Source organism: Pseudoalteromonas luteoviolacea (assembly GCF_021654285.1).
In the GTDB taxonomy this organism is placed as follows: Bacteria; Pseudomonadota; Gammaproteobacteria; order Enterobacterales; family Alteromonadaceae; genus Pseudoalteromonas; species Pseudoalteromonas luteoviolacea_J.
The window spans coordinates 54,789-75,388 of sequence record NZ_JAKFZS010000024.1 but is presented as its reverse complement, the minus strand read 5'-3'; the positions used below and the strand labels follow the sequence as shown (position 1 = coordinate 75,388).

General features: G+C 39.3%; 19 protein-coding genes. 10 read left to right on the top strand and 9 right to left on the bottom strand.

The annotated features are described in order from the left end of the window. Positions 1-40 precede the first annotated feature (40 nt). The 6 genes from L1077_RS20040 to L1077_RS20015 all read right to left on the bottom strand — a co-directional run bounded on the left by L1077_RS20040 (position 41) and on the right by L1077_RS20015 (position 5,150). On the bottom strand, positions 41-430 hold the full coding sequence (locus tag L1077_RS20040; protein WP_237138684.1) for a hypothetical protein: 390 nt from the start codon (positions 428-430) through the stop codon (positions 41-43). Between the two features lie 491 nt (positions 431-921). Next, positions 922-2,190, bottom strand: a complete 1,269-nt coding sequence (locus L1077_RS20035) for an AAA family ATPase (protein ID WP_237138683.1) — start codon at positions 2,188-2,190, stop codon at positions 922-924. Further along, the gene (locus L1077_RS20030) at positions 2,183-2,818 is read right to left on the bottom strand and encodes an RNA ligase family protein (RefSeq protein ID WP_237138682.1); all 636 of its coding nucleotides are present in this window, start codon (positions 2,816-2,818) and stop codon (positions 2,183-2,185) included. Before L1077_RS20030 ends, L1077_RS20035 begins: the two co-directional genes overlap by 8 nt. A gap of 170 nt (positions 2,819-2,988) precedes the next feature. Next, entirely contained in the window at positions 2,989-3,324 is a 336-nt protein-coding gene (locus L1077_RS20025; RefSeq protein WP_237138681.1) for a low molecular weight protein tyrosine phosphatase family protein, read from the bottom strand. Positions 3,325-3,345: 21 nt separating this feature from the next. After that, positions 3,346-3,972 (bottom strand): peptide chain release factor H, encoded by a 627-nt coding sequence (prfH, locus tag L1077_RS20020; protein WP_237138680.1) that lies wholly within the window; start codon positions 3,970-3,972, stop codon positions 3,346-3,348. Beyond that, complete coding sequence (locus L1077_RS20015) at positions 3,969-5,150, bottom strand: RNA ligase RtcB family protein (RefSeq protein ID WP_237138679.1); 1,182 nt, start codon at positions 5,148-5,150, stop codon at positions 3,969-3,971. Before L1077_RS20015 ends, prfH begins: the two co-directional genes overlap by 4 nt. Positions 5,151-5,456: 306 nt before the next feature. Here L1077_RS20015 and L1077_RS20010 point away from each other — a divergent pair, with 306 nt between their 5' ends. The 7 genes from L1077_RS20010 to L1077_RS19980 all read left to right on the top strand — a co-directional run bounded on the left by L1077_RS20010 (position 5,457) and on the right by L1077_RS19980 (position 13,038). After that, a complete protein-coding gene (locus L1077_RS20010; RefSeq protein WP_237138678.1) occupies positions 5,457-6,236 on the top strand; it encodes an NERD domain-containing protein in 780 nt (259 codons plus the stop codon). A gap of 279 nt (positions 6,237-6,515) precedes the next feature. After that, positions 6,516-6,953: an adenosylmethionine decarboxylase gene (gene speD, locus L1077_RS20005; protein WP_237138677.1), complete on the top strand. Its 438-nt coding sequence runs from the start codon at positions 6,516-6,518 to the stop codon at positions 6,951-6,953. Between the two features lie 20 nt (positions 6,954-6,973). After that, positions 6,974-7,936 (top strand): polyamine aminopropyltransferase, encoded by a 963-nt coding sequence (speE, locus tag L1077_RS20000; RefSeq protein WP_237138676.1) that lies wholly within the window; start codon positions 6,974-6,976, stop codon positions 7,934-7,936. A gap of 148 nt (positions 7,937-8,084) precedes the next feature. Beyond that, positions 8,085-9,878, top strand: a complete 1,794-nt coding sequence (locus L1077_RS19995; RefSeq protein WP_237138675.1) for an ABC transporter ATP-binding protein — start codon at positions 8,085-8,087, stop codon at positions 9,876-9,878. A 319-nt stretch (positions 9,879-10,197) separates the two neighbouring features. Continuing rightward, entirely contained in the window at positions 10,198-10,494 is a 297-nt protein-coding gene (locus L1077_RS19990) for a hypothetical protein (RefSeq protein ID WP_237138674.1), read from the top strand. Positions 10,495-11,744: 1,250 nt separating this feature from the next. Beyond that, positions 11,745-12,032: a hypothetical protein gene (locus tag L1077_RS19985; RefSeq protein ID WP_237138673.1), complete on the top strand. Its 288-nt coding sequence runs from the start codon at positions 11,745-11,747 to the stop codon at positions 12,030-12,032. 850 nt (positions 12,033-12,882) lie between these two features. Next, on the top strand, positions 12,883-13,038 hold the full coding sequence (locus L1077_RS19980) for a hypothetical protein (protein WP_237138672.1): 156 nt from the start codon (positions 12,883-12,885) through the stop codon (positions 13,036-13,038). A 188-nt stretch (positions 13,039-13,226) separates the two neighbouring features. On the opposite strand, the gene L1077_RS19975 is transcribed toward L1077_RS19980, so the two are convergent. The 3 genes from L1077_RS19975 to ppiC all read right to left on the bottom strand — a co-directional run bounded on the left by L1077_RS19975 (position 13,227) and on the right by ppiC (position 14,764). Then, a complete protein-coding gene (locus tag L1077_RS19975) occupies positions 13,227-13,433 on the bottom strand; it encodes a hypothetical protein (protein WP_237138671.1) in 207 nt (68 codons plus the stop codon). Positions 13,434-13,652: 219 nt separating this feature from the next. Next, the gene (locus tag L1077_RS19970) at positions 13,653-14,342 is read right to left on the bottom strand and encodes a hypothetical protein (RefSeq protein WP_237138670.1); all 690 of its coding nucleotides are present in this window, start codon (positions 14,340-14,342) and stop codon (positions 13,653-13,655) included. A gap of 143 nt (positions 14,343-14,485) precedes the next feature. Further along, positions 14,486-14,764: a peptidylprolyl isomerase PpiC gene (ppiC, locus tag L1077_RS19965; RefSeq protein WP_237138669.1), complete on the bottom strand. Its 279-nt coding sequence runs from the start codon at positions 14,762-14,764 to the stop codon at positions 14,486-14,488. 1,493 nt (positions 14,765-16,257) lie between these two features. Here ppiC and L1077_RS19960 point away from each other — a divergent pair. The 3 genes from L1077_RS19960 to L1077_RS19950 all read left to right on the top strand — a co-directional run bounded on the left by L1077_RS19960 (position 16,258) and on the right by L1077_RS19950 (position 20,348). Beyond that, positions 16,258-18,081 carry a serine hydrolase domain-containing protein gene (locus L1077_RS19960; RefSeq protein WP_237138668.1) on the top strand — a complete coding sequence of 608 codons (1,824 nt, stop codon included), beginning with the start codon at positions 16,258-16,260 and terminating at the stop codon, positions 18,079-18,081. Positions 18,082-18,423: 342 nt separating this feature from the next. Next, positions 18,424-19,284: a hypothetical protein gene (locus L1077_RS19955; RefSeq protein WP_237138667.1), complete on the top strand. Its 861-nt coding sequence runs from the start codon at positions 18,424-18,426 to the stop codon at positions 19,282-19,284. Positions 19,285-19,799: 515 nt separating this feature from the next. Beyond that, positions 19,800-20,348, top strand: coding sequence for a hypothetical protein (locus L1077_RS19950; protein WP_237138666.1), 549 nt, complete (start codon positions 19,800-19,802; stop codon positions 20,346-20,348). The last annotated feature ends 252 nt before the right edge of the window (positions 20,349-20,600 follow it).

The window sequence follows — 20,600 nt, the reverse complement described above, 5'->3', positions numbered from 1 at the left end:
GAATTCAACTTGCCTATGCAAGTTTAGCCATCATACTAAATTAAAAGTTTAAGATTTTTTTGACATGGCATTTTTGAGGTAAAACGCCTTTTTGTACCTCAACTTGCACTCTGTCACCTGCTGAGAAAGCGGACGCAATATTCGTTACTTTTTCAAGTAAATCAGGCTTGTCATAAGTAACAATGCCATTCATACGACAACTAAACCTACGACCGTTGCTATCTGTTGCACTGACAGTGAAATGGTTTTCACTTACCGTCATAGAAAAGGTACCCGCTTGGCTATCGTCTAACACAGCGTCCAGAGTCTCAATAATGATCCCACCTCCATAGTTATGCTCAGAGATGGTGACCTGTGCTGCCGATGCTAAGTTTGCAGACATACCAAGTACAAGCGCGCTTGCAGCTAAAGCTTTGTTCAAATATTTCATTGTATATTATTCCTTTATACATTTATGGTTGTTAAAGCACCCTAGAACTCAAAGTGCTGATTTTATAATCCCAAAATAATTTGAGTAATAAATGTACCAATATTAAATATTTAATACAATTATTAAGTAAAAAACACTAGAAAATAAAATAAAAAAAGACAAAAGCATTTATTTATCTGCAATACTTATAGTGACCCACCTATCATTACTCGACCTTTATTATTTCCACTCTCAGATCAATAATCATTGAGGATGTATCACAATCTAGTTAAATCAACTTGCAAAAATAAGCTAAACTTGAAGCTCTCAGAGTACTCAAATAAAGAAATATGTGACGGGCTGTTTCTTGCTATTATTGAATATAAACGATTAAAAACTCATCACTTATAAACATAAAAAAGAATATGAAACCACAGCTCATATCCTTTTTCTCAATAAAATAAATAACAATTTGCTCACTTATTTGAGCTGAGATCTTCCCATGAATGGGTTTAAAATGTGCCATACCTCGACAACGCTTGACCATGCTCTCCAATAAATAGCATGCGATGTCCCTCTGTGCGCCATGGCCATTGCAGCTTCTTTATTTGCTCAGACAGCACCTCATCACTTACGACATGGTGGCGCGCTCGGTTATTTTGATAGATCACATTAGGAGGCAAGTGAAAAACCACAAGGGTGACAAGTGCACCATAGCGCTCTCCTAACTGACATAAAACACGCCTGAAATCTTGCCGAATATTGGTCGCATCCCATACCACATCCCGCTTTTGTGCAAGCGCTGTTTTTAACCGGGATTTAGCGAGCTGCAATACCTGACCACGATTTTTTTGACAACCTCGCCTGCCATTGAGTTCAGCTCTGATCTCATCGAGAGAGATAACTTCAACCCCCGGTAAATTCTGTGTGATCCATGTAGACTTACCGCTGCCGCTTAATCCACACATCACGTAAAAATGACTATAGTGTTGACAAGCTTGGTAGTTTTTTGCGATTGCTTCCTCTGGTAGCACAATGGCGCCTTGCGATAATTGTTGTATCGCATACCCATCAACAAATCGCTGCTGAGACTCAGAGGTTTTCACTTGAATATTTTGCAGATACATCTGTTCAGGATTGCAATTTCCCCATAAACAATACTCTTCAGCAAACATTCTAAATTGCGCTAACAAGTCGAGTTGCGAGTCTACATCCTCACAAATCCGGCCATTCATGTCTGCCATTTCCAACCAGAATAAAAGCTCTAAGTCTGCACAGAGAGAGAGTTGAAGATAGTCATTGAATACACCATCCCTTACCACCAATAATTTGGGCATATGATGAAAACCTACTAACCCCAAAATCATCATCACGACGCGGTGACACAAAGGCAGCGCCATCAATCTCAGGGCCAAATAGCTCGCGCCAATGTCTTCATGTTTTGGCGCAACAACCCTTTCTAAACCGGCAATCTCTTTACGCCGTGTCGTTATCGGCTTGGCAATATCATGCAATAGAGCAGATAAAATCAACGCTTGACGCTTTTCACCCTTAATATGTTCAGCGTCAGTCCTAAGCAAATCATACAGCTCGTTCAAAACCATATTGGTATGAATAGCAACATTCCCTTCGGCGTGCCAACGTGCATCTTGCTCGGTGTTAATAAACTCATTGAGGAGTGGAAAATAACACGCTAAGTATGACTGACATTCGTCAAAGTCCGGCGAGTGCCCGTGCGCTAAGCTATCTAGCCAACTTTTTAACGGGTTCGATTTAGCCATTTGGTTTCTCCATTAACCCATTTGTTATCACTTTGTCGTGCATCCAATGCGTGTCGGTCACAACATGATTTGGCCTCACCCACTTTGCAACCGCAAACGCAAATTCATCATAGTGAAATTCATCTGCCAGCCTCACCACATAACCTTCTTGATTACGTGTATCCACGGCGATATTTTTAATGGCATGTTCACACCAAATTCCGGAATATAAGGTCTTTGGCGTACACAGTCCAAGCTGCTCAAAAATGCGTGTACTATGTTGCCAACTCAAACATTCATTCTTGTCATTCCAGACAGAAAAAGCCAAAAAGTAACTCGGCAACGCGTGATATGCGATTGAATGTTTTGCATAGAGATTTTCACCACAAATGCGCCACCCAGATGGGATTTGATAGCCAATTTGAGCTTGCAGCGCCTTCACCCAAGCCCGGGATGGGTGAAAACGCCCATCAATCGATCTCGCGTGCATATAATCTGAATAAAGCGTGGTATTTTCACCATCCATTTTCTCTGTGACAATAACCTGCTTGCCAATAAATTGGCTTAGATCACCTTGTCGAACGTCGTCTCGAGTGACACCCGATGACCAAGGTAAATGAGGGGTACGAGGGTATTTTACTCTCATCATATTTCTCCAAAATTATTAACTAAATGACTAGCTTTACACTAGCTTTCGGTGAAATAGGCACAGCCACACAGTCTCATTTTTTCTGCCAAATAAGAGTATTAAGTTGCTGTGCCATGATGAAATTACATCGCTCTATCCTCTCTTTTTCTTGTCATTTATTTAGTCTGTTATCAATATGTAGACAGACTCAAATAATCGTCAACGGACAAGGTTATCAATTCAACCAATTCTGCATCCATATACTGATATTCATCAGGAATATCGAGCACTTGGATGTCTTTATAATTTAACAGACGCGTAAACCGAGTTTGCAATCGTTGTTTGTGTTTGTGCTCCATCACAAAAATCACATCAGCCCACTGAATATCATTTACCGACACCGTCTTTTTTGCATTGGGACTGGTCCCAGCAGATCGTGCGACAACCTCAGGGTGGTGTTTAAAAACGTGCTCACCGGTCGGACTACGCCATTGATTTCTACTGCATATAAAAAGCAACTTTGTCATATTCCAATTAAGCGTTTGCACTTAGCAGGCTAAGACAAACTTATCTCCTTTAAATGTCCTCACAGGGTTACCTCGTTCAAGGTCTAAGTGCTGCTGCCAACGTGCTTGCTCTTGCAATGTCATCTGCTTCTGTTTGTGCAATTCCAACTTTTGAAACAGTAACACCTTCGCCAACCGCTTATTCGCATGCTGACTGCGTTCACTTTCTACTCGCACAGCAATCCCCGTTTCATTATGTATTGCACGGACTGCCGAATTTGTCTTATTCACATGCTGGCCGCCAGCCCCTGATGCACGACACGTTTGAAATGTCACACTGCGATTAAATTGTGCTTCATTAAGCTCAAACATTTGCCCACTGAAAAACCAATTTTTACGCTTGTGTTTAGGCCGATATTGGCTTTGACACACCCATAACATGGCGCCTTGCCAAGCACGCGCCAACTGCTTTGCACACGCTTGATTGGGCGACTCTAGCTGGACCAAAGCCGACTTAAAACAGCCTTTTTGCTGTGTAGGTACGGTATCGACGATGGTCAGAGCGACCCCATTTAACTGACATTCCCTTTCTATTGCGCGCAATGCTAGACCAACGGCCTTACAGCATTCTATTGGGCCTTGCCCTGATGATAATTGCAGTAATATCATGATGAACAACCCCCATTGGTCTTAAAGGTTAAAACGGGCTTTAACCTAGCCACGACCTCGATTAACCCCGCGTCCTCCATATCGCTGATCACAGTTTCACATTTTTTATATGCCTGAGGAGCCTCGTCATACAGCAGCTCCTTATTACCGCATATAACTCGACTGCCCAGTGAAGTACGATACAGATCTGCACGTTTATACTTGTGACTCAATCGGCCATGACACTCGCCGCGTTTCCATTTTCGACCTGCACCATGTGCCAATGAATATAGACTCGTGATCTGTTTTTCCTCTGATCCCTCAAGCGGTTTTACGAGGTAACTATAATCACCACGAGAGCCAGGTATGACCACATAACCTTGATCACTGGGTGTGGCACCTTTGCGATGCAACCAACCTTGTACGCCCGCAATATATTTCGGCGATACTAGATTGTGATTTACATCCAGTGCGCAGTTCCCAGTGGCGCGGATCGCCTGTAAAAATCGCTTTGCGATTAACTCACGATTCAATTCAGCCCAGCGAACGGCTTCATCGTGCTTTTGAATGTAATCTTCAAAGTCGCTATGTTGGTCACCTGCATGGGTCATCGTTATCCCATCATGATTGTGAGCCGCAACGTGATTGACCAATATCGACTGACCCAGCCCCCGTGACCCTGAGTGCACGAGTAGCTGTAAGTGCTGCTTATTGAGCCCAAGCTCATCTAGCGCCAGTTGGTTATAAATTTCATCTATGGCTTGAAACTCAGCAAAGTGATTGCCACCTCCAATGGTACCCAGCGCATGGTCAAACGCATTATTCATGATCTCTTTGTCATACTTTCGAGCCGCCACATAGTCTGCCCAACTATCATCTAATGGGCATTCAACGTGCTCGAACTTCTTTGCCATTTTATCCAGATTGACTTTGGATACTTTCGCCGAGGTTTGCCACAATGACATACCACAGCCAATATCATTGCCCACCAATGCTGGGTAGAGTGTGTTTACTGTAAAAAATGCGGCACCTATCGGATAGCCTCTGCCAGGATGTAAATCTGGCATACCCGCAACGCGCTGCATGCCTGTTAATTCTGATGTTTTAATCAGTTGCTGTACGGCTAGCCCTTCGATCCAAGTCTCTTTGGATGCAATAAGACTAACGTTTTCAGTGATCTTTTGGACGGATTTGCCCATAGTACCAATACCTTTAAATAGGATTTAAAACGAAAAACGTATTGGCAGGTCAGTTGACCGGGGCGTAGCTTTACCAAAAAGCTATGACCTTGAAAAAAGGATTATGAGATAGCTTCTTGCTACTTAGCGGACAAGACCTGCAAAGGATAATGATGTCAATGTCATGATTTTTACTCCTCTACAGTTAGTTGATGGTTAATTAAACGAGCGCATGATAATCAAACCTCAGGGACAAAGCAATAAATAATTTGATAAACGCTACTTTTTTAACGTAAATTAATTAAATAAGGATAAGTAGATTGATAAATGAATTTCACAAAGATAATTAATATGTTGCAAACGGGGCTGGGATATCTGGCTGCCTTTTTTATTTTTATTACCACCTTTAAATCAGCTTGGTTCAAAGGTATTTTTGGTGAATGGCTAGTAAATATACTCATCAAAATTTTCTTAGATAAGCAAGTTTATCACCTGATTAAAGATGTGACTTTAGAAACCAATGAGGGGACTACACAAATAGACCATATCATTGTCTCACAATTTGGTATTTTTGTTATTGAAACCAAGAATATGAAAGGGTGGATTTATGGCGGTTTCGCTCAAAAAACATGGACTCAAAAAATTTTCAAACACACTGCTAAATTCCAAAACCCATTACATCAAAACCATAAACACATAAAAACACTCGAGTCACATTTAAATATTGATAAAGCCTCTATTTTTTCCGTCATTATATTTATTGGCGATAGTACTTTTAAAACAACAATGCCAGATAATGTGCAGTATGCACGAGGCGGTATTAAATATATTAAAAGTAAAACAACTCATATTTTCACAGACGATGAAGTCGAGCAAATTATCAAACAAATTGAAAGTGGACGATTGAGGCCTGGGTTTAAGACTGACCGCCAGCATATTAAGCATGTCAAAGCATTAGTAAAGCGCAAATCGGACAGTCGAATTTGCAAAAAATGTGGGGCTGAAATGGTGATAAGAACCGCTAAAAAAGGTCAAAAACTTGGTACTAAGTTTTGGGGGTGTAGTACATTTCCTAAATGCCGAAATAAATTAGATCTAAACGACTAAATAGCTCAAAGTGACAGGTTTTCCATCAATTTATATGCATTTAGATACCTATTCACGACAATAATAAGTGACCACTCAAAGAATTAAACATCTTCAACTCCTTTGATATCTCTTAACACCTTTTAATCCCACATTGCATTTTCCACAATCGTTGCACATTTCAATGCTGGAATATCTGTATTCGGAAAAGCACGATGCAGATTGCTTTTCCTATGCCAGTGCCTTTGGATATGAAGCCTATACCCAGAGCCACATTAATACAGGACACTGAGTAAAAGAATGAATATCTCCTCATCAAAACCAGAGTTAGTGAACCCGTTAGGTCAGCACATTACTGTCGATATCTTCGATGCTTCAAATCTCATTGGTGAGAAGCGCATAGAGCAAATGATGATTGACTGTGCCAAAGCTGCAAATGCGACAATTTTGAAAACCCATTTACACCCTTTCGAAACAAATGGCGGTGTATCGGGCATGATCATTTTGGCAGAAAGTCATATTTCTATTCACACTTGGCCTGAATATAACTTTGCTGCGATGGACATTTTTATGTGTGGTGATGCACAACCTGAATTATGCCTACCAGTGATAGAAGCACACTTTCAGCCAGGAAAAATGCTAGTTAACTCCCTCACCAGAGGAGGTTCTGTCACTGATGCAGGCGAATTTCAGCCACTTTTACACAGCCAATTTCAGCCAACCCTGCAAACCGCATAATAAACGGAGTACTCAAGCAAATGACTAAGATTAAATGGCACTACGAGCAAATGACAAGTGGCGTTCACGTTGCACTTCGTTCAGAAAAAGATTTGGTCGATGTGGAAACTGAGTTTCAAGATGTCAGTATTTTTGAAACTCGCCACCTTGGCAAAGTAATGCGCATTGACGATGGCATTCAGGTCACCACTAAAGGTGAGCATATTTATCATGAAATGATGGCGCACGTGCCGACTTTATTTCACGGCAAGGTTAAAAATGTACTCATTATTGGCGGCGGTGATGGCGGTAGCGCACGCGAAGTATTAAAACACCACAGCGTAGAAAACGTCGTGATGGTCGATATTGACGAGCAAATTATCCAATTGAGCCGCAAGTATTTACCAGAGATAAACAATGGTGCATTTGATGACCCTAGATTTGTGCTGCGTATTGGTGATGGCGCTGACATCATCTCACAGTATAGTGACTGCTTCGACTTAATCATTTTAGATGCCGCAGATCCAGACGGTGGTGCATCTGAAACACTTTTCACTCAGTCATTTTTTAGCAATTGCTTAACTGCGCTAAAAGCAGACGGCATTTTGGTCGCTCAAGGCGGCACGCCTTACTTTGAACCTTATATGATGCAGTCTATGGTATCGCGCTTAACGCAAGCGTTTAATAATCCAGCTGGTATTTACATGGGTGGTTGCTATGACTACTTTGGCGGCTCACATGCATTTATCTGGGCAACACGCAGTGGCACCATTAACACCCTCTCACTGGAAGAAATAGAAGCGCGTTATAACAAGGCAGATATTCAAACAAAATATTACTCGCCTGAGGCACATTTTGGCTCGTTCTTCTTATCTAAAGACATGCGTGAGTACGTCAATCATGCAATCAAATGTGAAAACGTCGATGAGTTATCTATGCCAGAAGCGGGTGACTGGGATGACTATACGCCAGAAACATCCAACGACGATGAAGACGACGAATAAAACTTAGCCTTGTCTGCTAAAAAGCAGCGGGGTATGCATTACAAGCCACTGAAACGAAACACTATATTCGTCTCAGTGGCTTATTCATTCTAAGCTCACGCCACGTAGCATGAGCTTTACTAGATACATCTAGGTGCCACACAAAGCGATGAAATCACTATTTAAGTTATTCGAAAAACTAGGCCACAAAGACGCTTTTGATAGCCAGTTAAATGAAGCCGAACATAACCTGCCCTTTATCCGTCAATGTACTAAAGAGTTTTCTGGCTGGATAGTGGTCGCCTTTTTTATCTCTTTGCTAGGCGGCATTTTACAGATTGTCACTTTCGATTTTTTGGGTGAGCTCGTTGACTGGCTCGATACCGCAAGTAGTAGCGTCACCCTCAATGACAAAGGCTACGAACTTGCGTTTGTCGCCATCGCAATTGCTGTGGTCATTCCGACCATTACCCTAGTTAAAAACCTCGTTTTTCATCAATTATTAGGACCAAACCTACAAAAAAATACCTTAATTAAGCTCTATCGTACACTTATTGCCTCACCTGCAAGCTACCATGAAGAAGACGATCCCGGCTCAACCGCCATAGTCATAGTCGATACCTCTGAGGCCATCATCGATGTGGTATTACAGTTTTGTGGTTTTGCCGGTTTTTTACTGGCATTTTTGGGGGCTTTACTACTTTATGTGGGCAATATCGACGGCTGGCTGACACTGCCCTTTTTAATTTGGACAGGTTTATTCTTAGCCATGCTGTTAGGACAGTGGATCCCCAAAGCCAAAACCACCAACCGACTAGAAGCACAAAGCTGCGCAGAGATCACAGGCAAATTCACAGAGCGTTTTGCCCGTATCCGCACAGTAAAAATGCTCTCAAATGATGACTATGAGCAGCAATTTGCGCAGAAATGGGCAATGCGTCACCGTAGAGTAGTGGCAAAAGAGTATCGGGTTTTTTCTAATTTTGCGTCCGTGGTAGGGCTGCTCAACGGGGTTTTAGTCGTCGGCACGGGGGCTTTATGTTTGCAGCTTTGGATCAATAATAGCCTATCCATCGGTGAGTTTTCTATGGTGTTAGCCTTGGTTTATCGTGTGATCTCACTATCTGAGTGGTGCCAAGAAGAGTTTGATGCCTTTTTTGTTTCTTGGGGCCAAGTCACCGTAGGCAGAGAAGTCGTCAATGAGTTTTTGGAAGATATTGAACCGCTCGAAGACGAGGGGAGTTTCAATGTATCAAACGGCAAAATTACCTTTAAAAATGTTGAATTCGCCTATGAAAACAAAGCACCACTATTTACCGATCTATCTTTAAAAATAAAATCAGGTGAAAAAGTCGGGATCATCGGCCCCTCTGGTGCTGGTAAGTCTTCTTTGCTTAATATGCTCTCAGGCATCGATGAAATAGAAAGCGGTGGTATTTATATCGATGGTAAAAATATCGAAGATTACCCAACCGATAAAGTCTGTAATGAAATCAGCTTTTTGAATCAGGATATCGGGTTGTTTAACCAAAGTATTTATGAAAATGTCGCGTTTGGATTAAATAATGTCAGCAGAGAGTCTGTTAGACAAGCCCTCAAAAAAGCCAATGCGTTAGAGTTTGTAGAAGACTATAGCGACGCGCGTGGTCGAAAAGGGCTAGCTGCTTTTATAGGAGAAAATGGTGGGCAATTATCTGGCGGGCAGCGTCAACGTCTGGCATTTGCTAGAGCCATATTAAGAGACAAAAAAATACTGTTATTAGATGAGGCGACAAGTGCTTTAGATCCTGAATTAAAAGCCGAGTTTATTACCTCCATAAAAAAACTCATGAAAGGTAAAACCGTTATTTCTATCGCCCACTCTTATGATGTGCTTTCAATGATGGACCGTATTATAGAGATTAAGGATGGCAAGATTATAAAAGACGGCCCCCCTGCCAACATAATTAATAAAAACCCATAAAAGTTGGTTTTTTATTTTACACCCAGCACGTAAAAATCAAAAATGATCAAAAAACCAGCAAAAAGATTTAAAAAAACACTGCAAACTAAAAAAACAAATCAAAAAAACAGCAATCAAAAAACAATAACATTTACATCCAACTCACTGAACCCACTATTAATTAACATGTGAAAAAAAGCACCCAAAAACAACAAGACACTGTTTATACTATTTATTTTTCACAAGAAAAATTAAAAAACATTTTTTGAACCCAGTTCTAATTCAGGTATATTGATCTCGGAAGTTAACAATGATTTAAAATTTAAAATAAGGAAATAAAATGAAAAAATATATTGCTTCTCTATTATTACTAGCACCACTTGCTGCATCAGCTTCGGACAAAGACTTAGATGTTTCTCCTCAGTATTACAATGGACCAATAACAATATGCCAATATGAATACTCTGATAGCTACCCTATGTCTGTAGACGTGAAAGCAAAAGTAGATATTGGTATTCAAGCGTATATGCTCAGATACAGACATAGAGGCCACATCCAGTGTCAAGGCCCAATATATAAAAATGGTGGTATTTATAACCTTGATAGCCAGTGGCATACTTATGGAACAATTTATTAATCACGACTAAATCTAAAGCCGTGCATGGGTCGCTTCACCCATGCACTTTATCAATGGGCTCAGAGTCATTGATTATCGGCTAACGCCCTATGTCTTGATTATTTTCTGTCGCCCCGCGCTGCAAAGGCGTCACCCTTTTACCAAATAATGCTTCAACCTGCTGTTTAAAGCGCTCAAAACCAAGCCCCCACATATTGCATGCCGTCTTTGAGGTGAAATCTCCAAATTTAAATGAACATCAGCTCTGTCAATCTCTCAATATTTTTCACAGTGAATTATGCTGATAACTGCACCAAGGGTGCTTCTCAGGTTATGACACTTTAGTCGCTCTAACTGGGTTTAATTAAATATAGAATTTCACTAGCAAAAAGTATCGCGCAGTATACACTAACGTCGATTGTGCTGCCCCTCCCATAAAATACTGCTCTTTGATAACTATTATCAAAATAATGAACGAAACAACGCCTCAATGACTATGTTAATTTGCTAGTAAAATTAGACTTAGTTAGAGTCAGTAATAAGTGTTCAATACACATGCTGAATTTCAACAAACTTCACTTCTCGGTTATTACCTCGCTGAATAACTTATTGCGGCGCATTGGGTAATTTAATTCCAACATCTCGCCATATAATTACTAAAATTTTATTTTTTGGTGGTTTTCTTTCGCAATTTTAAAGAGACCAACAACTCTGCCCCCATTAATAGGAAACGATTGATTTTATTTATTGAAAAATGGTCGATTACTTTAATTGGTGAAAATGGTGGTAAATTACCTAAAAAAACCAACACCTGGCATTCACCAAAACCAGATTAAAAGACAGAAAATCTTTTTTACATTAAGATAAATCACTTTTATTTTAATTAAAATTCCAATTTAACACCCCATAAAAAATTTAATAAAGATAAAATAATTACCTTTCTCAACCACTCTCATGATGTACTTCCAATGACACCTCGCACTATAGATAGAAAAGTTTGAAAAGATGAATAACCTACCAGAAAAACCAATAAAAAAAACAAAATGGAAATTTAAAAACTCTAAATATAAAAATAAAAAATCATAACATTCAAACCCAAACCACTGAAATAAATATAAATTAACATACAAACCAAACCGCACCAAAACAACAAGACATTGTTTATTTTATTTATTTTAAACACACAAGTTTAAAACAATACTTTTGAACAGTTACCTGATTAAGTTATATTAACCTTGGAAGCTAACATTAAATTTAAATAAGGAAATACAATGAAAAAACATATTGCCTCTCTATTACTGCTAGTACCGCTTACCGCATCAGCTTCGGCAAAAGACCTAGATAATTCTACTCAGTCTTATTATGGACCAATAACAATATGCCAATATGAATTCATAGATAACTACCCTATGTCTGCAGAAGCAAAAGCCAAAATAGACACTGGTATGCAAGCGCGTATGTTCAGATACAAGCATAAAGGCCATATTATGTGCAGAATAACATTCCCCAACGAAGTTTTTCGCTTTCATAGCCAGTTGCATACATATGGCAGTCTTTAATAATCTCCATAAAATTTAAAGTCGTGCATGGGTCGTTTGTCCCATGCACTTTATCAATCGGGTCATAGTCATTAGTTGTTGGCCGCCCCTTATCACTTTCAGACTTTCTGTCGCCTTCACACTGCAAAGGCGTCACTCTTCTACCCGACAATACAGCTGTTTAAAGCGCTTACATTCTAGCTGCCGTCTTTGAGATGAAATTCCAAAATTTAAATAAACGTCATGCTCTGTCAATAACTCAATATTTTCACAGCGTATTATGCGAGTAATTAGGCCAAGTGTATTCGAACGTTATGACACCATATTCGCTCTGATTGGGTTTAATTAAATATATAACTTATTAGCAGAAAAGATCGCTCAATATCCACTAACGTCGATTTATGTCGCCCCTCCCACAAAGCACCTGTTCTTTGGTAAGTATCATAAAAATAATGAACGAAACAACGCCTCAAGGACTATGTTAATTTGCTAGTAAAATTAGACTTAGTTAGAGTCATTAATAAGTGAACGTGACTCATCATCAATACACATACCTGAATTTACGCACCAAATTTATTTGCATAATCTTTAACTTATCCAGATAAACAGCATAACCCTTCGTTTCAATAAACTTCACTTCCCATTTATTATCTAGATGAATAACTTATTGCGGTAGATGAGATAAGTTTAATTTCAATAATCTCGCCATATAACTACTAAAACTCTACCTTTTGGTAGTTTTCTTTCGCAATTTTAAAGAGACCAATAACTCTGACCCCATTGATAGGGCCCGATTGACTGCACTGATTTGAGAAGGGTCGAATACTTGAATGTCTGAAAATGGTGGGCAATTATCTGGGAGACCGCATCAATGTCTGGCATTTGCCAGATCCATATTAAGAGACAAAAAATACTGTTATTAGGTGCGGCGACAAGTGCCTTAGACCCAAAATTAAAAGCTGAGTTAATTACCTCCATAAAAACATTCATGAAAGGTAAAACGGTTATCTCTATCGCACACTCTTAGGATGTGCTTTCAATGATGGTTCGTATTATAGAGATTAAGGATGGTAAGATTGTCAGAGAAGGTGTGCCGTCAGAAATGCAGGGGAAATAGAAGAGCTTTTAATATATAAACGCGCTTTATTGATATGTTAGAGCTGTTTAATTACTGCCAATACGATAAAGGCAAGCAACGCTTGCCTTTCATGCTAATCAACAATTAGTTGAATTACAGCACCCTGACTGACGTGTCGGCTCTACTGTATTACAGTGAGGTTCCTGTGTATAACAGTGATAAGTACACTGGTAAGTTTTGTACCAACCACCCGCAACATTAGGTGTTACTTGTACTGGAAGCTTTGAGTTGTTGGCGCTTAACGCTTTAATATTTTTCTTATTTACGTTTAGTTTGAGTTTCATTTTAATTTCCTTTTATTAAAATCAATTAAACAATACACGTACAATTTTAAAAACTCAACTCGAATTTATATAATTAATAAAATCAATGGAGTCAGGTTCTGTATGGTCTCCAATAAATCATTATATGCTTAGAAAACCCTGTACCACTTCCATGTTTTCATGCGGCTTAATTGCATTAAACAGCACCAAACCTAGCGTTTTACGCCTTAAATTGTATACCTATGCAGAAGTACGTATTGTTGGGTTCACGGCTTCTAATAAAAAATGACCAAACAGCCCGGCCTCTACATTTAAGCGCTCAGAGAGTGTTTTATATTCTTCTCCAAAACCTTCAGGATGAAATTGTTTATCATATTGCTGTGTCAGTTCATTTAATCTGATAGACCCATTTAAAGAAGACGAATTTAAATCAGCATACAGGTAGGAATCTCTATGCTTGAGGCTGTCAACAATACCACTGTGTATTTGAGTAAAGGCGTCCTTCAATTTTTCATTGCCAGACAAAGCCGCTTCCAAATCATTTATCTGTGAAGAAGAAAGCCTGCCACTACTGAGCTTTAAATTACCTTCTTTATCTTGGTATAAGTCTAAATCCTTTAAATCTAAATGCGGGTTTTGATTAGCCTGCTCTGCTTTGAACTTATCAAATTCACTTAGGCTAGTTTTCAGTGCTTGCTGTGTCTTTTCCATTGTATCCATATAAGCAAGCGTGGCTCTTACCGCTTCTTCCTGAGCAGCTTTGAAATGCTCTTCTTTGATGCCCACATTAGTATCTAAGGTCACTTTTACCGAGGTTGTAGGCGCTTCAGATTGTATCCTTGATTCTTTCAGTTGCTTTGTAAGTGAAGACTGCTCGCTACCAGTGAGTGTTTGCTGATTTGTAACGATGTTATTTCGATTAATTTCCATCAGTTTGCTCCAATCCTTGAAAGCTATGTATAAATAGTTAACTTAATTTATAAATATCAGTCCATTAAACTAGCTCAAAAATAATACACGCTCAAGTATAATCACAGGTAATCAATGCGATCAGAGTCATTAATTATTAGGTGTTAAGTGCGGTATAACACCTTAATAATATGCCAACCAAATTTAGTTTTAACCAATTGAGGTGTCAACACTTCATCAGAGAAACAGGCCTTATCAAACTGAGGAACCATGGTCCCGCGTCTAAACTCTCCTAAATCTCCGCCCTTTTTACCAGATGGGCAGGTCGAGTGCTTCTTCGCAAGGGTTTGAAATTTAGCGCCCTTTTTTAACTGCTTGAGGATATCTTCCGCTTGCTCTTTATGCTTTACCAAGATGTGCAGTGCATGTGCTGTACTGGCCATATGACTCTTTACTCACTGTTTAAATTATGTCGTTTTCGATACCGCAATAATACACCAATCTGTAACAAATGAAGAGTGCATGAGGCCATACACACGCTTTGTTACGGCATATGTGTTTGTACTACTTATCGAGGAAAGAAGAAGTCATTATCGTCATATTTTCTAACAGCCAATATCTACCACCCCTATATTTTTGTACTGCATAAAATTGGATAAATCGCTCATTTAAAATGCAAAACACATGCGGGAACACTCGACGATTGTGACTGAGCACACAGCAAGATACTTGCTACCTGTTTATCTATATTGATCGAACCGCAGGCAATTTCGTATCTATATTGTCAGCTAAATTACGTTCACTCAAAAAATCCATTTTATAAATTGTATTCTTACACATAAGAGTGCATGGAGAGTAGAGCACCCTGAGTACGTGATTTAGCGGCACTTTTCTCATATAACATTAAGTATAGATATCATGCGATTACGCCATAAAACTTGCACACAATGCCAGCAAAGCAAAGAGGTCATGTACCGGTGTCGTTATGACAATAATATTCAATGGCGGTTTATTTGTGGGCCCTGTTTAACCATCATCAAAAAGCAATTCGCTCAAACGTATCAATACGGTGGTACTTGTAAGGCACGAAAAAAATAAGCAACACATACCTCCTGACATTCGCCAGGACGACGAAAACTGATGCTAATCGAGTCTATTTTAACATTGGAGTGTGACGTTCTTCAGGATAGCGAGAACACAAAGAAAGCGGTTAGTATTGGAGATCCAGTTAATGACATCTTCACCCATGGTATCTGAGCTGATGTAAACAGTATTCAATTTAAAAACTGCTTTAAGCAAGTTATTGAATATTCTGTCGAAAGCTTAGTGAAACTAACGGTGTATGATATCTCCGCTAGTACAGATGATATCTCCGCTAGTACAGATAATAAGGATTTCTAGCCAGAAGCAAAAACTTTCAACTACTTAGTGATGACACGCAACTAAAAATTGTCTCTTAGAGTAGGATCGACATACGTACCACCTGCCGGAAGTGCGACTCTGTCTTTTGAAAGGTTTTAAATTTTTTTGCTTTATAGTATGAATTTCATTCCGGTTACCTTTTTATTATTTAGTGTGTATCAGAAAAACACCTATTTCATTTTTAACCAACTTAATAAATAAAAATATAACGATTGAACCTCCATACTTGAAAACGGATTACCTAAAATCAGCACAGACATAAGAGCAATTACCAAATTAACTATGTAATCGAATATGATTTTAAAATAAAAAGAAGGATAAAACGTTATAACTGGGTTATATTTAAAATGATTAAGTTATTAAAGTAAGAAATCAAACAATCTATTTGATAGCCAAACTAGACATAAAAATAAAATATTTAATACTTTCAGCTTCGTCACATCACAGCACATTTCACATTCACATCACATAAAAAGTGATATCTTTAAGCATTGATCGAAAAATAAGAATAAGAATGACTAAACTCTATCTAACCTTGCTTTTAACCTTTTTAATTTGGCCTTATACATATGTAAAAGCCAATGAAAGCAACACATTTAATCACCAAATTGAAAAAAACATTAAAGAGCAAAAAATTGCAGGGATCACTTGGGCTCTGTTAAATGAAGGGCAGATGCAAATTGGCAGTGCCGGTTTAGCAAATATCGCAAAAGGCTTTGTGATGCATGACAGTCAAAAGATGCATATTGGATCTGTAACAAAAGCGATTTTGGCTGTGGGCATACTACAGTTAATCAGTGAAGAGAAATTGTCTTTAGATACACAAATAAAGACATTACTCCCTGAGCTTGCCATTAAGAACCCTTGGCGAGATAACTCCCCAATATTAGTAAAGCACCTGCTAAATCATACATCAGGGTTAGATAGTGTGCGCATGTGGCAGTACCTAAATACTCAGGTCACGCCAGATACACCGCTTATTAACGCATTTAATAACGGAGATAAAAGTCTACTTACAGCAAGGTTCAAACCAGGCTCACAAGAGTCTTATTCGAATATGGGCTACCAACTATTGGCAATGATCATTGAAAATGTCACAAAGACACGCTACGAAACCTACCTTGATAAGCACTTACTACAGCCATTAGGCATGCATGACAGTACTTTTTCTTTCCAAACGCAAACTGCAGTGCCGACTCCAACAAGTTTAGCAATGGGATACCATGATTTAATGACAGCGCAAGCCGCTCCACCATTTTTATTAAGAGGTGCTGGCCAATTTACAACCACCGCGACTGATATGGGTAAATTTATGGCACTTATACTCGCTGGCGGAACCCTGCATGGTAAAACATTTATTTTACCGGAGTTACTCCCTTTACTTGCGGGTGCTCATGAAACAAATGCGCACCAAGCGGGCCTAAAAATAGGCCACGGGCTGGTATTTTCAAACCGAGACCGTCATGGAGTCATGGGACATTGTAGACCAGGAACAACTTTTGGTTTTAGGGCGCATATGTGTGTATTCCCCGACGAAAACAAAGCATTTTTTTACGCGCTTAACACTGATAGTGAAACTGCAAACTATGCGAATTTTGATAAACTCTTTATCGAACAGCTAAATATCAAGCCCGCTAAAGTCACAGAAAAAATAAAAGAAGTGGTATCTCTGAAAGACAAAACGGGTATCTACTTTTTAGCACCTAATAGTATGGCCGAATTCGCATTTGTTGACTGGATAGCAAATTTTGTGTGGATCAGCCAAACGGGAAACAGCTTGGTTATTCACACTTTACAAAGTAAAGACAAAGTCATTGTTCCTGTAGGAAAACAGCTATTTAGAGACATCACTCGCAGCAACGCCACTTATGTGTTTTACCAAAATAATGAAAATCAGCCAATGCTTAGTTATGGTCATAGAACATATCAAAAAGGCAGTGTACCTATATTAATACTGGTTTGGTCTAGCATAATACTCGGCCTCATAGGCTTAATGGGCTTATTACTCGTGGGCATCGCCACCTTGATTAGAGATAAACATAGTAGGTATGCCAATTTAAAACTGAGCTTTTATAACCTAATCATGTTTGCTATACCTATCACTTTATATACACAGCAAAACTTTATGCAATTTGGAGAACTGACAGTAGCATCATTCTGCCTTGCGCTAATATCTGGGTTATTACCTGTAAGCCTTACTTGGTCTGCTTACAAAACAAAACCATTTCTAAACCAAAGTAAAGTCTACTGGCTTGATATGGCATGCTTGCTCTGTGCTTTACAATTTTGCCTTGTATTATTGATTAATAAGCAATTACCTATTATTTTTTGGCAATGACGAACACTGTAAGTGCGTGTCTAATTACAACTTATCACGACTATAGACAACAATAGCAAATTACTTAAAACCCCGATTAAATCGGGGTGCTTATTCATAATTACCTGTACGTCTTCAATCTACTCAATAAACACATCCACTAACTAGGGGCCAAAGTGCCTCTACCTCTTTTCTAACAACAGGCCAAGACTTTATCCAGAGTCCGCACACCTTTTTAACATTGCATGAACAAAGAATCGTCAAAGCCCTCTCTCGTGATCAAGAGTAAAAAACCAGATGAACACCACGCATGTCAAAAGATGCACTACGCTCGTAGTATTGGGCAACAATGATGAGAGACCAATGTACAAGCTCATACTTATTTGGCTTTTACTTATAAGCCACACGTCCATTGCCACTGAGGCAATTCGCGTTCGAGGCAGTCAATCAGAGCATGATAGTACACACAATTACTATGTTGGGCTCATAGAGCTGGCTTTCGATAAAATCAACAAACCAATTAGAATTCAATTTGCACCTTATATGGTGCAAGAGAGAGCGCTACTAGAACTGCAGTCTAATCGTTTAATTGACTTGTACTGGGCAGGTACCGATCAGCAAAGAGAGTCTGAGTTAGGGGTGGTGCCTATTCCACTGATAAAAGGGCTACTCGGCTATCGCGTTTTTACCATTCATCAAGATAAAGAACCGCTATTCTCTCAAATCAAGTCTTTAAAATCGCTAAAAAATATCACTTTATGTCAGGGACAGCACTGGCCTGATACAGACATCATGCTAGCCGCTGGCCTTAGCGTGATCACCAACGTCGTCTATGAAAACATGTTTAAGCAAGTTTATGTCGATAGGTGTAGAGCTTTTCCCAGAGGGATTAATGAGGCCTTCTCCGAAGTAGAGAGCAGAAAGCAAATCATGCCTAAGTTACAGGTATTTGATGATGTGATTTTGCACTATCACTTCCCAATGTACTTTTTTACCCATAAAGACAATTCACAGCTCATTGATGATCTGGAGTCGGGTTTAATGCTGGCAATCAAAGATGGTAGCTTTGATGAATATATGCAAACGCACCCTACAACTAAGCACTTGTTTCCTCTGAGCAAGTGGGACAATAAAACGATATTAACCATAGATAATCCGTTTTTGCCTCAGTCGACACCAATTGAAGATAAAGAGCTATGGATAACACTTGGTAATAACAAGTAACGGCCAGTTGTATGAGTCTTTGAGATAAGAGTTGGGGTGAATACAGATGAGCTTAAGCATACTAAATCGGTATTTAGTTTAGCATACATTACTGAGCAACAGTGTCATACGATCACGCCAGAAACGCGCTGCACACTTCTCAAAAGTAAAGCGCTCATATACCCATATAAATAAGAAATAACATGCTCAAACATCCAATATGACAGTAACTGGAGCGCCCTAAAAAACTAAAATCATGGTTTTGTAATAGCATGCCTTTAGTTCACACCATGAACAGATATGCTATGGCCAAGCTCACGAAAAGCGAGGATATTATTGCAAGCTGGTCTTACGTGAACCAGCGCCAACGGCCACTGTTTATTACCACCACTTATTCATTAAAATCACTAATAATTAGTATCAAAATTCCCTCACCTTGATTTAAAAACAAATAAAACATTGAAAAATAACGCTTTTATTTTGTGGCTTGCTAATTACTGAATAAGGTCATACTCTACAAGATAAGGAACTGTATTTTGGATATCAAAAAAATAAGAAACTACTTAATGATCGCGGTTGTCGCATGTCAAATTGCCCTACTCACTTGGGAGAGCTTAAATGGCGGTGTTGTTACACATCACTTTTTAGCGCAAGAGGACATGCCCGGTTTATCCAATTGGTGGGGACTATTAATATTACCTACGTTAGTGTGGCTTACCGCTTATAGTATTGAACACAGAAGTAATCAGATAGAAGATGAGCAGAGCCGCTTAGCTTTTCGCACCGTAGCCGCACGCAGCTTTGTCGGCATGTTACTGATAAGTTTGATTCAATCGACCATATTTAGTCTAGGCTACCCTTCCATTGCGGCCTCTTTATTGCTGGTCATTACTTTTATAGCGCTGTTTTTGCCTTTATATCGTATTGAAGCCATCGTCGGCTATGTTTTGGGCGGTGCCTATTTTACCGGTCCGATGATCCCATTTGTTGGCGTAGTGGTGTTTGTATTGGCATCGGTGGTCGCACATTTTGCTATCAAACCTCTGATAGTGCGCTTAAAAAACCCAAAAATCATCAGCGAATAGTTGACTTCAAAGACGCCAGAGCAATTGGTCACAAGGTAAACGTTGGCCTTTAAGAGCAATTGCTCAGCCCCCTCTACTAGAGAAAATACATCTAGCAAAAAATTGACACCTTAGGTGCCACTCACCTCGAATTAAAATATTTTACCCACTACTTTCAAGGCCTAGCAAAGTAACCTTGTGCAACTTAGAAAGTTTGGTTTGAAAAATGCATTAGAAATTCACTTGGAACAAAACTACAATTTAGTGGTGTCA

Coding starts and splice junctions, on each gene's coding strand:
- L1077_RS19970 (WP_237138670.1), bottom strand. CDS start 14,342: ATGGAAATTAATCGAAATAACATCGTTACAAATCAGCAAACACTCACT.
- L1077_RS20025 (WP_237138681.1), bottom strand. CDS start 3,324: ATGACAAAGTTGCTTTTTATATGCAGTAGAAATCAATGGCGTAGTCCG.
- L1077_RS19995 (WP_237138675.1), top strand. CDS start 8,085: ATGAAATCACTATTTAAGTTATTCGAAAAACTAGGCCACAAAGACGCT.
- prfH (WP_237138680.1), bottom strand. CDS start 3,972: ATGATATTACTGCAATTATCATCAGGGCAAGGCCCAATAGAATGCTGT.
- speE (WP_237138676.1), top strand. CDS start 6,974: ATGACTAAGATTAAATGGCACTACGAGCAAATGACAAGTGGCGTTCAC.
- L1077_RS19980 (WP_237138672.1), top strand. CDS start 12,883: ATGTCTGGCATTTGCCAGATCCATATTAAGAGACAAAAAATACTGTTA.
- L1077_RS19975 (WP_237138671.1), bottom strand. CDS start 13,433: ATGAAACTCAAACTAAACGTAAATAAGAAAAATATTAAAGCGTTAAGC.
- L1077_RS19955 (WP_237138667.1), top strand. CDS start 18,424: ATGTACAAGCTCATACTTATTTGGCTTTTACTTATAAGCCACACGTCC.
- L1077_RS19985 (WP_237138673.1), top strand. CDS start 11,745: ATGAAAAAACATATTGCCTCTCTATTACTGCTAGTACCGCTTACCGCA.
- L1077_RS20010 (WP_237138678.1), top strand. CDS start 5,457: ATGAATTTCACAAAGATAATTAATATGTTGCAAACGGGGCTGGGATAT.
- ppiC (WP_237138669.1), bottom strand. CDS start 14,764: ATGGCCAGTACAGCACATGCACTGCACATCTTGGTAAAGCATAAAGAG.
- speD (WP_237138677.1), top strand. CDS start 6,516: ATGAATATCTCCTCATCAAAACCAGAGTTAGTGAACCCGTTAGGTCAG.
- L1077_RS20035 (WP_237138683.1), bottom strand. CDS start 2,190: ATGGCTAAATCGAACCCGTTAAAAAGTTGGCTAGATAGCTTAGCGCAC.
- L1077_RS20015 (WP_237138679.1), bottom strand. CDS start 5,150: ATGGGCAAATCCGTCCAAAAGATCACTGAAAACGTTAGTCTTATTGCA.
- L1077_RS20040 (WP_237138684.1), bottom strand. CDS start 430: ATGAAATATTTGAACAAAGCTTTAGCTGCAAGCGCGCTTGTACTTGGT.
- L1077_RS20030 (WP_237138682.1), bottom strand. CDS start 2,818: ATGATGAGAGTAAAATACCCTCGTACCCCTCATTTACCTTGGTCATCG.
- L1077_RS19990 (WP_237138674.1), top strand. CDS start 10,198: ATGAAAAAATATATTGCTTCTCTATTATTACTAGCACCACTTGCTGCA.
- L1077_RS19960 (WP_237138668.1), top strand. CDS start 16,258: ATGACTAAACTCTATCTAACCTTGCTTTTAACCTTTTTAATTTGGCCT.